Raw genomic sequence first — 15,395 nt, forward strand, 5'->3', positions numbered from 1 at the left:
TCAGACGTGGAGGTCGGCGGCGTTGAGGAAGGCGGGGAGTTCGCCTCCGCCGTGCAACAGCACCTGAGAGCCGTTCGCATAGGCCGCCAGCGGGGATGCGAAGAACACACACGCGTTGGCGACGTCATCCGGGGTGCCCATGCGTCGCAGCGGGACGGTTGCGGCCACCCTCGCGATGCCCTCGGCGTCGCCGTAGTGAAGCTCAGCCTGGTCGGTTTCGATCAGCCCGCACGTCACGGCATTGACCCGGACCTTGGGCGCCCATTCGATGGCCAACGAGGTCGTCAGACTCAACAGGCCGGCCTTCGCCGCTCCGTACGCCGCCGTGCCGGGAGATGGCCGGATGCCGGACACCGAGGTGATGTTGATGATCGTTCCGCCGTCCTGCTGTTTCTGCATCACCGCGTTCGCGGCGGTTGCGAGATACAGCGGGGCGAGCAGGTTGAGCTTGATGATCGACTCGCTGAATCGGGGTGAGGCGTCGGCGGCATTGACGTGTGGACTTCCGCCGGCGTTGTTGATCGCGATGTCGAGGCGTCCGAAGCGTTCCACGGTCGCATCAACGAATGCCTGCACCTGTTCGGGGTCGCGCACGTCGCAGGCGAAGAACGCGGCGCTTCGATCTCCCGATGTCGGCAGCGATTCGGGTTCGCTTCGGCCACAGGTCATCACCTGCGCGCCGAGTGCCAGGAACCGCTCGACGATCGTGCGGCCGATGCCCTTCGTGCCGCCGGTGACGACGGCGACCTTACCCGTGAAGTCGATGCTCTCCATGGGGGCGAGGGTATCGAGGCTTCCGCGGGCGGGTGAAACCTGTTCTAGATCTCCGGGTCTCGGGTCGGGAACAATGGGGTGACCATTCCACCACCCGGCCGTCGCGGCCGATGAGGAGATTTCGTGCCTATTACGTGCACCATCACCGACGGCATCGCCGAGATCGTCATGGACAACCCGCCAGTCAACGCGCTCACCGTCGCCGGCTGGTTCGAACTCGGCGAGGTGATCACCGCCGCCGGGCGCGACCCCGAAGTCGGCGCCGTCATCCTGCGCGCCGAAGGCAAGGGATGGAACGCCGGGGTCGACATCAAAGAGATGCAGAACACCGAGGGGTTCGACGCGTTGATCGGTGCGAACCGCGGCTGTTACGCAGCGTTTGCCGCCGTCTATGAGTGCGAGGTGCCGGTGATCGCTGCGGTGCACGATTTCTGTCTGGGCGGCGGCATCGGCCTCGTGGGCAATGCCGACATCATCGTCGCAGCCGAAGGCACCCGGTTCGGGCTTCCCGAGGTGAACCAGGGAGCCCTCGGCGCCGCCACCCACCTTGCCCGTCTCGTGCCGCAGCACAAGATGCGCGAGATGGTCTATACGGCGCTGCCGGTCGATGCCCAGTACCTGGCCGACTACGGCTCGGTGACCCGCGTCGTGCCGCTCGAGGAACTGCGCGACGCGGCCTTTGAGATCGCCCGGGTGATCTGCACCAAGTCGCGGCTCGTGATCCGCCGTGCCAAGGAATCGCTCAATGCGATCGACCCCGTCGACGTGAAGCGGTCGTACCGCTTCGAACAGGGTTTCACCTTCGAACTCAACCTGTCGGGCGTGTCCGACGAGGCCCGTGACGCGTTCGTGGAAAAGCGCGACGCGTCCTATTCGAAGTAACGCGGCAGCCTCGGCGGGCGAATAACGCGTTGAGGGCGGCCGCAGTGGCCGCCCTCAACGCGTTTCAGCTCAGCTGTGACCTACTCGGCCGCGCATTGGGCGCCGAGTCGTGTGTTGAGTTCGGTCTGCGCGGCGACGTATTCCTCGTTGGCCAACATCGTCGGCCCGTGATCGACATAAGCGGCGACATCGAGGTCGTCGGCGGTCGCCTCGGCTTCGATCTCATCGGCGAGCTTCGCGATGGCTTCGCGGGTCTCGGGCGTCAGCCCCTCGGTCAGCTCCCCGAGGCGCCGGTAGGTCTGGGCGAAGAACTTGCCCGCAGCGCGGGCTCCGGCCTCATCGGTCGGGGACAACGACTGCTCCGACACCGTGAGCTCGACAACCTCGCAGGCATCAGTAGCCGCCTCGAGTTGGGCCGTCGACTCATCGATCCAGGCGAGAAGCGCGGTGCTGTTCTCGGCCTCCTGTTCGGGAGACAGCGTTGTCGTCGGCAGTTCTTCGGTTGACTCGGTGGTTGCGCCGTCGTCGCCGTTGGCCGATGCGGACGTCGTGGTGGTCGCATCAGGCTTGTCGGAGTTGTCGTCGGATCCGCCGCAGGCGCTGGACAGGAGCAGTGCGGCGGCGACGGCGGTGGTGGCGGCCGCCCGGATCGTGCGGGAGGTGAACATCGGGGTCCTTTCGAGATGGGTGCTCTCGCGAGCCTCTTCACCCTACGGAGTGCCGGCGTGATCGACGCGCCATGGCCTCTCAGGTGCTCAGGCGGCACCCCTGTGATCAGGTGGTCGGATCGCTGATCTTCACGACGGTCTTGCCGATGTTGGCACCGGTGAACAGTCCGTTGAGGGCCTCCACGGAATGCTCGAGACCGTCGAAGATCTGTGCTCGGTAGGTGAGCCGTCCGGCGGCGTGCAGGTCGTTGAGCGCGGCGAACGCCTCGTCGAAGCGATGCCACTGGTGCAGCGTGTTGAACCCCTGCATCGATGCCGTGCGCGACAGCAGGTTCGTGTAGTTCGCGGGTCCGGCGTGTTCGCCGGTCAGGTAGGACGAGATGACCCCGCACAGGGCGATGCGCCCGTTGTCGTTGATCCGCCCGAGCACGGCATCGAGGACCGGACCTCCAACGTTGTCGAAGAATCCGTCGACTCGGCCGGGGCACGCTTCGCGCAGCGCCGCTGCGAGGTCATCGCCGCGGTAGTCGACGCACTCGTCGAAGCCGAACTCGTCAACGACGACGCGGCACTTCTCCGGGCCTCCAGCGATGCCGACGACCCGCGCCCCGGAGGCCTTGGCGATCTGTCCGGCGAGCGAGCCGGTCGCGCCCGCCGCTGCGGACACGACGATCGTTTCACCGGGCTGGGGTTTCACGATGTCGGTCATGCCGAAGTAGGCGGTTGCCCCGGTCGACCCGAAGACCGCCAACATGGCGAGCTGGTCGACGACTCCGGGGATGACCGTGGTGTAGAGGTCGTCGCGGACCACGACGTAGTCCTGGAACCCCGACAGTGTCGTGACGACGTCGCCGACCTTGTAGGCGTCACATCGAGTGGCGACGACTTCGCCGACCCCGGCCGCCCGGATCGCCTCACCGATCTGCACCGGCGGCAGGTAGCCCGGGCGGTCGTCCAACCAGGTGCGCACCGCGGCGTCGATGCCGACATAGGTGGTTCGCGCGAGCGCCTCGCCGTCGGCGAGCTCGGGTGCCGGGGCGGTGATCAGCTCGGTGTCGTCGGGGCCGACCATGCCCACGGGGCGGCGGCGCAGCACGATCTGGCGGTTGTCGCGGGGTTCCATTCGGCCGACGCTATCGGCCGCGCCGAGTCCGAGGGGCGGCCTCGTGCGCGTGGGCGACAGTCGTCAGCGTGGGCGAATGTCGAGGGTCACCGACAGGCAAAGGTGGTCCGACAGCGATCCGGCGGGACCGCCCCGTGCGTCGCGTCCGCCGAAGGCCCAACGTCGTGGTCGTTCAGCGGTGATGACGGCGCCGGGCCGGGCTGAACCGGGCGGGGCGAACCACAGGTAGTCGATCCGTTCGCCGGCGGTCGGCGACCGGTCGCCGTCGAGGTCCAGGACGCGATCGCGATCCTCGGGGTCGGGCGGAAGACCTGACGGGTGGTCGAAGGTGCACGTGTGGCCCGGCCCGACGCCGGCGTTGGCCCAGAGGTCGCTCACGCCGAGCGGCTCCAGGATCTTGCACATGTCGACATAGCGCTCGGTCGGATCGCCGAGCCGGGGATCGCGGTCGTGCGCCGAGACGTTGAAGTCGCCGGCGAGCACGAGGGCGGCGTCGTCACGGCGGTGTTCGTCGATGAACTCGACCAGCTCGCGAAGCTGGCCGAGGCGAACCCGGTGGTGCCGGGCGGTGTTGTTGGCTCCCGGGATCGGGAACAGGTCGCCACCCGCGAACAGATGGGTCGACACGACGTCGATGGATGCCGAGATTTCGGTGGCCGACGTCGCGGCCGTGACGCCTTCGGGTGTGTCCCGAACGACGTCGAGTTGAACCATCAGCGCTCCCTTCGTCGCGAACGTGTCGGAGTCTCGAAGATCACCACCCGAGCGGTAGACGAGTTGGGAACTCCCAGCGACGCGCAGTCGGCGTTCGTCGACGAGCGTGGCGAGACCGCTGCCGGTGAAGCGACGCCGGGCCCGTCGCGGACCCGCCATGAGCCGCATCCCACCCAGCCGTGCGGCAACCGCCGCCTGTTCGCTGTCCTCGAACGCCTCGGCGAGTGCGATCACATCAAACCGGTCGCGCAGCGCCTCGCCGGTGAGCTCCGCACGCCGTTCGACGTCGGGAGCGAAGACCCGGTCGCTCCAGGGCAGGTGTGGTCCGCCGGGCCACACGCGAGGTGCCAACAGCCACGTGTTCCAGAAGGCCAGCCGCAGCTGCACAGAGGTCGTATGCGCTTGGGCCATCACGCAGCAGGGTACCGCTCGTGGCCGGCCGAGCAGCCGGCAACGCCCCACGTCGCCTCGCGTATCGACGCCAAGTGAGGAGGTGCCCTACGGTGGCGGGCGCTTGATGCGCTCGACGCGCTGGTTCGCGCGGGACACCATCGGGCGCCCGACCATGACCAACGATCCACGAGGATGCCAATGGCCATTCCCGACAAGCGCCTGACCGAGGCGGACGTGGTGAGCGAACTTCGAGATGGCATGACCATCGGTATCGGAGGATGGGGTTCGCGCCGCAAGCCGATGTCGCTCGTGCGCGAGATTCTGCGCAGCGACCTGAAGGACCTCACCGTCGTCTCCTACGGCGGACCCGATCTCGGCATGTTGTGCCGCGAGGGCAAGGTCGCCAAGGCGATCTACGGCTTCGTCTCGCTCGACTCCATTCCGCTCGAGCCACATTTCCGCAACGCCCGCCAGAACGGCACGGTCGAGGTGGAAGAGCTCGACGAGGGAATGCTGTTGCTGGGTCTGCAGGCGGCGGCGTGGCGGGTACCGTTCCTGCCCACCCGCGCGGGCATGGGGTCGGACCTTCCCCGCGTGATGCCGCGGTTCAAGACGGTGCGTTCGCCGTACCCCCAGGCCGATGGCAGCGAAGGCGAGGAGCTGTTGGCCATGCCGGCGCTCGAACTCGACGTCGCGCTGATCCACATGAACCGGGGCGATCAGGGCGGCAACGGCCAGTTCCTGAACCAGGACCTGTTCATGGACGACTGGATGGCGCTGGCAGCGGACAAGACCTTCATGTCGGTGGAACAGATCGTGCCGACCGAGGACTTCCCGAAGTACGGCTCGATCCACACCCAGCGAATCAACCGTCTCATGACGACCGGTGTCGTCGAGCGGGCCGGTGCAGCGCACTTCACCGAATGCCCGCCGGACTACGCGCGCGACGAGGCGTTCCAGAAGGAGTACGCGGCATCCGCCAAGTCCGATGAGGCGTGGGCCGACTTCAAGACCAAGTATCTGGATGTCTCCGAAGCGGAGTACCAGCAACTCGTGGGGGTGGCCCGATGAGCACGACGAGCACGACGACGAGTTCCGAGATTCTCGACGGCCCGCCCACCCGCGCCGAGGTCTGCGTGGTCGCGGTCGCCGAGGCGTTCCGTGGTGACGGCGAGCGGCTGTGCAACCCGATCGGCACCATTCCGATGGTGGGCGGGCGCCTCGCTCGCGAGACCTTCGAGCCCGACCTGGTCATGACCGATGGCTTCGGTGCGTTCGCCGCGAACCCGCTTCCGCCCGGGGCCGACCCGGCAGACGCGGTCGTCGAGGCGTACAACCCGTACGCCAACATGTTCACGGTGTTGTGGAACGGCAAGCGCCACGTGATGATGGGCGCGACGCAGGTCGACATCTGGGGCAACCAGAACATCGCCTGCATCGGCGATTGGCACAAGCCCCGCAATCAGCTCCTCGGGTTCCGAGGGGCGCCGGGCAACACGATTCATCACACGACGAGCTATTGGGTGCCGAACCACAATCCGAAGGTGTTCGTGCCTGCCGTCGACGTCGTGTGCGGCATCGGCTACGACCGAGCCCGCGAACTCGGTCCGGTGGCGTCCCGTTTCCACGAGATCCGCCGCGTCGTGTCGAACCTCGGCGTGTTCGACTTCGAGACCCCCGACAACCGCATGCGGCTGCGTTCCTTGCACCCCGGCGTCACCGTCGACGAGGTCGTGGCGGCCACGGGATTCGAGCTGGTCATTCCGGACGACGTCGCGGAGTCGCGCATGCCGACCGACGAGGAGATCCGCCTGATTCGCGAGGTCATCGACCCGCGCGGGCTTCGTGAGAAGGAAGTGCCGAACCCGTGAGCGAGCCGCAGGGTTCCGCTCGGCCGGCAGCGCTGTCGACCGCGGTCTGTGAGCTATTCGGGACGCGGTACCCGATCGTGCAGACCGGTATGGGCTGGGTGTCGGGCGCCAGGTTGACCGCAGCGACGTGCGCAGCGGGCGGGTTGGGCATCCTGGCCTCGGCCACGATGACGTTGCCCGAACTGCGCACCGCGATCGCGAAGGTCAAGGAGCGCACGTCGAACCCGTTCGGCGTGAACATGTTGCCGAACCAGTCCGATCTGTCCGAGCGCATCGACCTGCTCGTCGCCGAGGGCGCCCGGGTCGCGTCGTTCGCCGGCGCCCCCTCGGCCGATGTCGTGGCTCGGCTCAATGACGCCGGCATCGTGTCGATCGTGACGGTCGGGGCGAAGCGTCATGCCGAAAAGATGGTCAAGATCGGCGTCAGCGTGTTGATCGCACAGGGAGGCGAGGGCGGCGGACACACCGGCTCGACCCCGACGTCGCTGTTGTTGCCGGCCGTGGTCGACGCGACCGAGCGGTCCGGGGTTCCGGTGCTCGGCGCCGGCGGTTATTACGACGGCCGCGGCCTGGTGGCGGCGCTCGCCTATGGCGCCCAGGGCATCGCCATGGGAACCCGGTTCCTGTTGACCCGGGAATCGCATGTGCCCGACCACGTGAAGTCGATCTACGTCGACACCCCCGTGACCGGCACCGTGGTGACCGAGGCGATCGACGGTGCCCCGCAGCGGGTCATTCGCACCGAGATGATCGACCGCATCGAACGCAAGCCGGGCTTTGCTCAGTTCCCGGTGGCGGCGAAGAACGCGTTGGCGTTCGCCAAGCTGTCGGGAACGCCGCTGAAGGACCTGCTCAAGTCGGGCCTCGAGATGCGCAAGACGCAGGATCTGACGTGGGCTCAGATGGCGCTCGCCGCGAATGCGCCGATGATGACCCGCGCTGGAGTGGTCGACGGCAAGGTCGAGGCCGGTATCTTGCCGACCGGTCAGGTCGTCGGAGCGATCGACGAGTTGCCGAGTGTCGAGGAGTTGCTTGAGCGCATCATGGACGAGGCGGCGGCGACACTGCGTCGTCTAGGGGCCTGACTCCATTTCCTGACGATCCGTCAGAAATGTCATGATGGCGGGCGTGGATCTGACCTGGACTTCCGACGAGCAGGCCTTCCGGGACGAAGCCCGCGCCTGGCTCGAAGCAAACGTTCCCAACCCGCCGTTGCCGAGCGGCGATACCGCTGAGGGGTTCGCTCTCCATCTGGAATGGGAGACGAAGCTCTTCGAGAGCCGCTGGGCCGCGGTGTCGTGGCCGACCGAATACGGCGGGCGCGCGGCGAGCCTGTGGGAGTGGCTGATCTTCGAGGAGGAGTACTACCGCGTCGGAGCTCCCCAGCGGGTCACCCAGAACGGCATCTTCCTGCTGGCGCCCACCATCTTCGAGTTCGGCACCCAGGCCCAGCAGGACTATTACCTGCCGCGCATGGCAGCCGGGATCGACCTGTGGGCCCAGGGATGGTCCGAGCCCAACGCAGGTTCCGACCTCGCGGGTCTCACCTCCAAGGCGGTGCGCGACGAAGAGAACGGCGGCTGGCGGCTGTACGGCCAAAAGACCTGGACCACCCGCGGAGCATTCTGTAACTACCTGTTCGGGCTGTTCCGCACCGATCCCGACTCCGAGCGCCACAAGGGCCTCACCTACCTGCTCGTGCCGCTCGACGCCGAGGGTGTGACCGTGCGCGGGTTCGGCCGCCTCGACGGAGACGAAGGGTTCGCCGAGGTGTTCTTCGACGGTGCCTTCGTGCCCGACGGCGACTCCGATCCGGTCAACGGCGGGGTGCTCGGCGAGGTCGGCAACGGCTGGGGTGTTGCGATGGCGACCACCGGGTCCGAGCGAGGGTTGACCCTGCGTTCCCCGGGGCGGTTCACCGCTGCTGCGGCCCGGCTGGTGCAGCTCTACCGTGAGCGTGGTGGGACGGTCGACGACCCGGGCGTGCGCGACGCCGTCGTGCAGGCATGGATGGACGCCGAGGCCTATGCGCTGTACACGCTGAGCGATGTGACCGGCATCGTCGAGGGCAACGCACCGGGGGCGCGCAGTTCGCTCAACAAGATCTTCTGGTCCGAACTCGACGTGCGGTTGCACGAGGCGTCGCTTCGCCTGCTGGGCGGCGAGGCCGAACTCGAGGAGTGGGGCCCTGCGGGCGAGCAGGTCGAGAACCCCTGGTTGAAGGGGTATCAGTTCTCGCTGTCAGGTCCCATCTACGCCGGAACGAATGAGATCCAGCGCAACATCGTCGCCGAGCGTGTGCTCGGGCTGCCGCGGAAGTAGGTCGTCACCATGCAATTCGCCTTCACCCCCGAACAGATCGAATTCGCCGACGTCGTGGCAGATCTCCTCGCCAAGGAGTGCTCGCCCGAACAATTGCGTGTCGCCTGGGATAACGAGTCGGGGACGATCCCCGGCCTGTGGGATCGTCTCGTTGAGATGGGCGTGCCTGGGCTGTTGGCCCCCGAAGGTCTCGGCGGGTTCGGTCTCACCGAGCTCGACCTCGTGCGCATCAGCTACGAGGCGGGACGCGTTGCGTTGCCGGAGCCGTTGAGCGCGACCGCGGGCGTGGTCATTCCTGCGTTGCGCGATCATGCGCAAAGCGACGATGCCGAGCGCTGGATCGCAGCGATTCTCGGCGGCGAGGCACAGGTCGCGCTGGGCCTCGCTCGCAACCCGTTCGTCTTGAACGCATCGGCCGCGCAGACGTTCTTGCTCGAGGCCGACGATGGGCTGCATCTCGTCGACGCCGATGCGGTCGAGTTCGCGCCTGAAACCTCGGTGGATCACAGCCGTCGTCCGTTTCGTGTGGAGTGGACCCCCTCCGACGCGACCCGACTGGCCAACGCCGAGGTTGCGGCGGCAGAGGCGAACACCCGCTCGGCGTTGTTCAGCGCAGCCGAACTGTTGGGGCTCGCCGAGACGATGTTGTCGCTCACCACGGGATACGTCGCCGAGCGTAAGCAGTTCGGCGTGCCGATCGGGTCGTTCCAGGCGATCAAGCACCACTGCGCCAACGCGCTACTGAAGCTCGAGTTCGCGAAGCCGCTCGTGTGGCGCGCCGCCTACTCGTTGGCCACCGGTGACGCCGACGGGGCAGTCCACGTGTCGATGGCCAAGGCCGCCGCGTCGGACGCCGCAGATGTCGTGGGTCGCATCGCGATGCAGTGCCACGGCGGCATCGCCTACACGGTCGAGTACGACCTTCACCTGTACCTGAAGCGGTCGTGGGCACTGATCGCTCAGGACGGAAACGCTGCGGCGCATCGTCGCCGCGTCGCAGACGCCGTGCTGGGCTGACGACCTCGGTCTCGCCCTCGGTCTCGCACCGGTCCTGCCCACAGTTCAACTGTGGGCAACGCGGGTCACCTGTCGGCCGGTTCTGCCCACAGTTCAACTGTGGGCAGGGCGGCGGAACTGTGGGCAGGGCGGCCGAACTGTGGGCGGGGCGGTGGCGATCTACGCCTCACGCACGGCGCGCACGATGTGCGCGTTGGCGTGGAACTTCACCCCGTGCCCATCGAAGCGGGGGGCGAGTGCGTCGGAGAGCAACTGGCGTGCCTCCTCGCGCCGATCTGCCACCAGGGGGCTGAGCGACGATGCGCCCAAGACGAACTCGACGACCTCGGCGAGGCTGCCGGGCCCTCCCAGATACAGCGGGTCATCGACGACTTCGAAGGTGACGTCGCTCCAACCGGCGGCCTCGAGAATCGACTCGACGCGGTCCTGGTCTGCGAAGGAGAAGGGCCCGGGGGCATCGGCCGGAGACGGTTCCGGAAGCGGTGCGATCGGAGCCAACGCAACCGCAGGCACCGACATCCACTCGTTCGAACTCGCGGGTCCCCAACAGGCGAACCCGAGCCGGCCCCGGTCGCGAACCATCGCAGCGAGGTTGGCGAAGGCGGCGATCGGGTCGTCGAAGAACATGACACCAAAGCGGCTGACGACCACGTCGGCGAGTTCGGTCAGAGGCGTCATCGTCTGCACGTCGGCCTCAACGAATTCCACGTTGGTCAACCCGGTGCGCTCCTGTTCGTGGCGAGCGCGTTCCAACATCGGACCGGACACGTCGACGCCGATGACGTACCCGGTCGGCCCGACGGCACGAGCCGCTTCGAAGGTGGTGGCACCAGCGCCGCATCCGACGTCGATCGCCCGATCCCCCGGCAGCGGCGCCGCCGCACCAACAGCGAGCAACGAGTAACGCTCAAGTTGGAGGTCGTAGCGTTCGGCGCTGTCGGCCCAGGCTTTGCCGCGATCACCGCTCCAGAAGTCGATCTGTTCCTTGTTCGGGCTCGAGTCGTTCCCGGTCGGCGTGTTCGCAGAGGGATTATTCGCAGAGGGGTTGGTCGCCATACAGACAGCTTGGCAGACATCGGGTTGTGGTCGGCTTCGACCCCGCCGCGGCGAAGGCGTAACCTGACACAACGTCAGATATCGCGTTCGAGAAAGGCCCGAGATGGCTGAGGCATACATCATCGACACCCTGCGTACCCCGGTCGGAAAGCGTGGCGGCTCGCTGTCCCAGGTGCATCCGGCCGATCTCGGTGCGTTCACGCTGAAGACGCTCGTCGAACGCACGGGGATCGACCCGTCCGCCGTGGATGATGTGGTGATGGGGTGTCTCGACACCATCGGCCCGCAGGCCGGCGATATCGGCCGTACCGCGTGGCTCGCGGCGGGCCTCCCTGAGGCCGTTCCCGGGGTGACGATCGACCGTCAGTGCGGTTCGTCCCAGCAAGCCGTGCACTTCGCTGCACAGGGGGTCATGAGCGGCACCCAGGACCTGGTCGTCGCGGCGGGCGTGCAGAACATGTCGATGATTCCGATCAGCTCCGCCATGACCGTCGCCGAACCGATGGGCTTCACCGACCCGTTCAGTGGCTCGACCGGCTGGGTCGATCGCTACGGCACCCAGGAGGTGAGCCAGTTCCGCGGCGCCGAACTCATCGCCGAGAAGTGGGAGATCTCCCGCGAGGACATGGAGGGGTTCGCGATCGAGTCGCACACCCGGGCGATCCGGGCGCGCGAGGAGGGTCGCTTCGACGCAGAGATCGTCGAGTTCAACGGCCTTTCCCACGATGAGGGTCCTCGCGAGCCGAACGTCGACAAGATCCGCTCGCTGCAGACCCTGGTCGAAGGCGGACGCATCACCGCGGCGGTGGCCTCGCAGATTTCCGATGCTTCGGCCGCAATGTTGATCGCGTCGGAGCAGGCGGTGAAGGACCACAACCTCACCCCCCGCGCTCGGATCCACCATCTTTCGGTGCGTGCGGATGACCCGATCTTCATGCTGTCGGCCCCGATTCCCGCGACGCGCTATGCGCTCGACAAGGCGGGGATGTCGCTCGACGACATCGACCTCGTCGAGATCAACGAGGCGTTCGCGTCGGTGGTGTTGGCCTGGGCGAAGGAGCTCGACGCGGACCTGTCGAAGGTGAACGTCAACGGTGGAGCGATCGCGCTCGGGCACCCGCTCGGTGCCACCGGGGTGCGGCTCATGACCACAATGCTGAACGAACTCGAACGCACCGGCGGTCGTTACGGGCTGCAGACCATGTGTGAGGGCGGCGGACAGGCCAACGTCACCATCATCGAGCGCCTCTAGGCATCGCCGGAGACGACCCGTGAATTTCGACGACACCCCCGAGGAAGCGGCGTTTCGCGCCGAGGTGCAAGCGTTCCTCGCCGCGAACGCCAAGCCGAAGGCCGGGGACGAGACCGACTGGTCGCGCAACGGAGCCTCGACCGACCACGCCGTCGCCGAGGACTATCGGCGTCGGTGCCGCGAGTGGCAGCGCACGCTGTACGACAACGGTTGGGCGGGAATCGCCTGGCCGAAGGCGTTCGGTGGTCGGGGAGGCAACGCGTCCCAGCAGATCATCTTCAACCAGGAACTCGCGAAGTACGACGCGACGAGTGGCTTCATCGGTGCGGCCCAGGCGCTTGTGGGCCCGGCGATCATGGCCTTCGGCACCCCGGAGCAACAGCAGCGCTACCTGCCTCCGCTGCTGAGTGGCGAGGAGTCGTGGTGCCAGCTCTTCAGCGAGCCGGAGGCCGGTAGCGACCTGGCGACGCTGGGCGCGCGTGCCGTGCTCGACGGCGACGAGTGGGTCGTGAACGGCCAAAAGCTGTGGAACAGCTCCGCGCAACACGCGGATTTCGGCATCCTCATCTGCCGGACCAACCCCGACGTTCCCAAGCACGCGGGCATCACCTACTTCATCGTCGACATGCGCACCCCGGGCATCGAGGTGCGTCCGCTCATTCAGGCACAGGGCGTCGCGCACTTCAACGAGGTGTTCTTCAGCGACGTTCGCATTCCGGCGGCCAATGTCGTCGGGGCGGTGAACGACGGCTGGAAGGTCACCAAGGTGACGCTGCGCAGCGAGAGTTCGATGATCTCCGGCGGTGGTCAGGCCTCAACGTTCGTCAACGTGTTGGCGACGATCCGCCGAACCGGCAGGGACACCGATCCGCTGGTGCGACAGGAACTCGCCAAGGTGTGGTCGAATGAGCAGATCCTGCGGTACCTCTCGATGCGCATGCAGACGGCGGTGATGACGGGTCGCAAGGATCTGGCGCTGCACGGGTCGTTGCTGAAGAACTTCTTCACCCGCAGCTTCACCCATCGCGCCACCCTCGCCCTGGACTGCGAGGGGCCGGAGGGCATGTTGACCGGAGCCGATGCCGAGGGCGACGGATTCTGGCAATACCAGTGCATCAACCAGTTCGCCTCCAAGATCGGCGGCGGAACCGAGGAAGTTCATCGCAACAACCTCGCCGAGCAGGCACTCGGGTTGCCCCGCGAGGCGTCGGCCGATGTCGACACCCCGTGGAATCAACTCCGTCGAAGCTGACGACGTCGCGCACTGGCGGCGCTGGTATCTCGGTGACCTGAGGATCCCCGATCGCGCTCTGGGGCGTCACTAGCATTTCAACCCGTGAGTCGTCGGTGGTTCCTGGCGTTCGAGGTGCGCTGACATGGCGACGCTGTCCGACATTGTCGCGGTCGAGGCCGAATTCACGGCACTGCTCAACAATCCTCGTCGAAGCCTGTCGCGTTTCGCCGAGGTCAGCCTCGACTTCGGACAGATGTTGGCCGAACCCGACCCTCATCGGGCACTCGAGGCGCTGTCGCTAGCGATCGAGACGTTGCGCAATCCTCCGGCGGAGCCGGAGATTCCGGTCGCGCTGGGGCTGCTGAGGACGATGCGTTCGGTCGCGGCACGGCTCGGTGAAGCGGATCACGAACTCGATGCGATCGGCCGTGAAGGGCGGATCCTCGACGGCGGTCTCGTCGAAATCGCCCCCGGCGAACGCGAGGCGCTGTGGCAGCGGGCCGCTGCGGTCCGATTCGGCGAAGGCGACGTGGCCGCGGGATTTGGGGAGTTGATGGAGGGTTTGCGCTGGAGCGGCCCCGTCGGCATCGAGCCGCTCACAACCGACTTGTTGATCGCGGTTCGGCGCACACAGCTTCCGGCGGAACTGCTCAACGATCTCATCGAGTTGTGGTTTGAGATTCGCCGCGAACGAGCCGGAGATGCCTACGGGCCGTGGTGCCTCGTCGCGCTCGGTGCGCTGCAGCTCACGGCGGGGGACACGATCACCGCACAGATGTACATGCGCCAGGCCGACAAGATGTTCGGAAACGAACAGCGCCCGGCGCTCGCCGCATTGGTCGGCGGTTGGGTTGCGTTGTCTGCAGACGATGCCCCGACGGCGCTGAACCGGTTCGTGAGTGCGTCCCAGGCGCCCGGTGGCGATGCTCGAATTCGACTGTTGGCCGCGGCCGGACTGGGTGAGGCGTTGGTTGCGCTCGGGCGCGTCGACGAGGCCCGCAAGCCGCTCAACGAGGCGATCGCGTATGACGTCGGCGATCCGAACACCGTCGCCCGGAGCCACGAACTGCTGTCGGAGATCGCTGCTGGTGAGGGGAGATACGAGGACGCGTACCAGCACCTGACCGTGGCCCGTCGTCTCGAACAGCCGATGGTGGTGCATTCCACACCGCAGCGTGTGCACGGGGTGCCGACCGAGCTCGACTTGCGTGACCGTTCGGAACCGATCGTGTTGCCGTCGTCGCCGCTGCGCACCGCGAGCGAGGAGATCGCGGCGCACGCCCGCTCGGTCGAGCGTGCGGCGCGCGAGGCCTCCGCTGCCGCAGGGTTGGACGCGACGTTGGAGATGCACCTGTCGCCAATCCTGGAGAACGCGTCGGGCGACGTGCGGGCGGCCTTGGCGGTGATGTGGCTGGTGCACCCCGACGGTGCAGCGATTCCCGCGGCGACCTTGTCCGAACGCGAGGAGCTTCGTCGGCAGCTGGCGCTGCACACGCTGCGGCGTGGGTGCCGCTCTCTCGCGACGTGGGCATCCGACCTCATGATGGTCATCGATCTGTCCGAGATCTCGGTGACCTCGGAACTTGTCGAGGCGGTCGAAACACAGTTGCGCGAGTCCGGGGCCGACGCTTCGCGTCTCGTGGTGCTGTTGTCCGGGCTGCGGCTGCTTCGTTCGTCTGAACGTTCGGCGGTCGTCGACGGCCTTCGCGACCTTGGGGTGAGGCTCGGGATCACGGGGCTCGGCTCGTCATTCGACTCGACCGAGGAGTTGTTGTCGTGGGGGGTCGACCTGGTGGTGATCGACGACGAGGTGTTGTCGCTCGCCGACCGTGGGCGCGCCCAGCGCGTGGTGGCCACCGTCTCGGCACTGGCGAATGGGTTCGGATTCGATCTGCTCGCTACGGGCGTCGGTAATGAGGAATCGTTCGCCCGCCAGGTTGGTGCCGGGTGCCACGCTGCGGTCGGGCCTCACGTCGGCCCGGCACTGTCGGAGGCGGCCTTTCGTCACCAGCACCTCATCGACACGGCCATCGATTCCGCGATCGGATCCGTGGCTGGCGCGGTTGCGGGGTCGGCGCTGCCCTGAGCG

At 67.0% G+C, this 15,395-nt stretch carries 14 protein-coding genes; 9 read left to right on the forward strand and 5 right to left on the reverse strand.

Annotation, left to right across the window (positions count from 1 at the left end; all coding sequences use genetic code 11):
- Positions 1-774, reverse strand: coding sequence for an SDR family oxidoreductase (locus M9952_05185; protein MCO5312315.1), 774 nt, complete (start codon positions 772-774; stop codon positions 1-3).
- Positions 775-897: 123 nt separating this feature from the next.
- Here M9952_05185 and M9952_05190 point away from each other — a divergent pair, with 123 nt between their 5' ends.
- Positions 898-1,656 carry an enoyl-CoA hydratase family protein gene (locus M9952_05190; GenBank protein MCO5312316.1) on the forward strand — a complete coding sequence of 253 codons (759 nt, stop codon included), beginning with the start codon at positions 898-900 and terminating at the stop codon, positions 1,654-1,656.
- An 80-nt stretch (positions 1,657-1,736) separates the two neighbouring features.
- Here the strand turns inward: M9952_05190 and M9952_05195 are convergent, their stop codons facing one another.
- The 3 genes from M9952_05195 to M9952_05205 form a co-directional block, all read right to left on the reverse strand.
- Positions 1,737-2,324, reverse strand: a complete 588-nt coding sequence (locus M9952_05195; protein ID MCO5312317.1) for a hypothetical protein — start codon at positions 2,322-2,324, stop codon at positions 1,737-1,739.
- Between the two features lie 106 nt (positions 2,325-2,430).
- Positions 2,431-3,447: an NADP-dependent oxidoreductase gene (locus M9952_05200; protein MCO5312318.1), complete on the reverse strand. Its 1,017-nt coding sequence runs from the start codon at positions 3,445-3,447 to the stop codon at positions 2,431-2,433.
- Between the two features lie 63 nt (positions 3,448-3,510).
- On the reverse strand, positions 3,511-4,572 hold the full coding sequence (locus tag M9952_05205; GenBank protein MCO5312319.1) for an endonuclease/exonuclease/phosphatase family protein: 1,062 nt from the start codon (positions 4,570-4,572) through the stop codon (positions 3,511-3,513).
- A 180-nt stretch (positions 4,573-4,752) separates the two neighbouring features.
- Here M9952_05205 and M9952_05210 point away from each other — a divergent pair, with 180 nt between their 5' ends.
- Genes M9952_05210 through M9952_05230 form a run of 5 tightly spaced genes read left to right on the forward strand, consistent with a single transcriptional unit; the run spans position 4,753 to position 9,764 of the window.
- On the forward strand, positions 4,753-5,625 hold the full coding sequence (locus tag M9952_05210) for an acyl CoA--acetate/3-ketoacid CoA transferase subunit alpha (GenBank protein MCO5312320.1): 873 nt from the start codon (positions 4,753-4,755) through the stop codon (positions 5,623-5,625).
- Positions 5,622-6,425 (forward strand): CoA-transferase, encoded by an 804-nt coding sequence (locus M9952_05215; GenBank protein ID MCO5312321.1) that lies wholly within the window; start codon positions 5,622-5,624, stop codon positions 6,423-6,425. The genes M9952_05210 and M9952_05215 overlap by 4 nt, the downstream gene beginning before the upstream one ends.
- On the forward strand, positions 6,422-7,510 hold the full coding sequence (locus tag M9952_05220) for a nitronate monooxygenase family protein (protein MCO5312322.1): 1,089 nt from the start codon (positions 6,422-6,424) through the stop codon (positions 7,508-7,510). Before M9952_05215 ends, M9952_05220 begins: the two co-directional genes overlap by 4 nt.
- Before the next feature lie 34 nt (positions 7,511-7,544).
- On the forward strand, positions 7,545-8,747 hold the full coding sequence (locus M9952_05225) for an acyl-CoA dehydrogenase family protein (GenBank protein ID MCO5312323.1): 1,203 nt from the start codon (positions 7,545-7,547) through the stop codon (positions 8,745-8,747).
- A gap of 9 nt (positions 8,748-8,756) precedes the next feature.
- Entirely contained in the window at positions 8,757-9,764 is a 1,008-nt protein-coding gene (locus M9952_05230; GenBank protein MCO5312324.1) for an acyl-CoA/acyl-ACP dehydrogenase, read from the forward strand.
- A 159-nt stretch (positions 9,765-9,923) separates the two neighbouring features.
- On the opposite strand, the gene M9952_05235 is transcribed toward M9952_05230, so the two are convergent.
- Positions 9,924-10,820, reverse strand: a complete 897-nt coding sequence (locus M9952_05235) for a class I SAM-dependent methyltransferase (protein MCO5312325.1) — start codon at positions 10,818-10,820, stop codon at positions 9,924-9,926.
- A gap of 103 nt (positions 10,821-10,923) precedes the next feature.
- On the opposite strand from M9952_05235, the gene M9952_05240 reads away from it, so the two are divergent.
- The 3 genes from M9952_05240 to M9952_05250 all read left to right on the forward strand — a co-directional run bounded on the left by M9952_05240 (position 10,924) and on the right by M9952_05250 (position 15,392).
- A complete protein-coding gene (locus M9952_05240) occupies positions 10,924-12,072 on the forward strand; it encodes an acetyl-CoA C-acetyltransferase (GenBank protein ID MCO5312326.1) in 1,149 nt (382 codons plus the stop codon).
- 19 nt (positions 12,073-12,091) lie between these two features.
- The gene (locus tag M9952_05245) at positions 12,092-13,324 is read left to right on the forward strand and encodes an acyl-CoA dehydrogenase family protein (GenBank protein ID MCO5312327.1); all 1,233 of its coding nucleotides are present in this window, start codon (positions 12,092-12,094) and stop codon (positions 13,322-13,324) included.
- Positions 13,325-13,448: 124 nt separating this feature from the next.
- On the forward strand, positions 13,449-15,392 hold the full coding sequence (locus tag M9952_05250) for an EAL domain-containing protein (GenBank protein ID MCO5312328.1): 1,944 nt from the start codon (positions 13,449-13,451) through the stop codon (positions 15,390-15,392).
- Positions 15,393-15,395 lie beyond the last annotated feature (3 nt).

Source organism: Microthrixaceae bacterium, assembly GCA_023957975.1.
Taxonomy (GTDB): Bacteria; Actinomycetota; Acidimicrobiia; order Acidimicrobiales; family Microtrichaceae; genus JAMLGM01.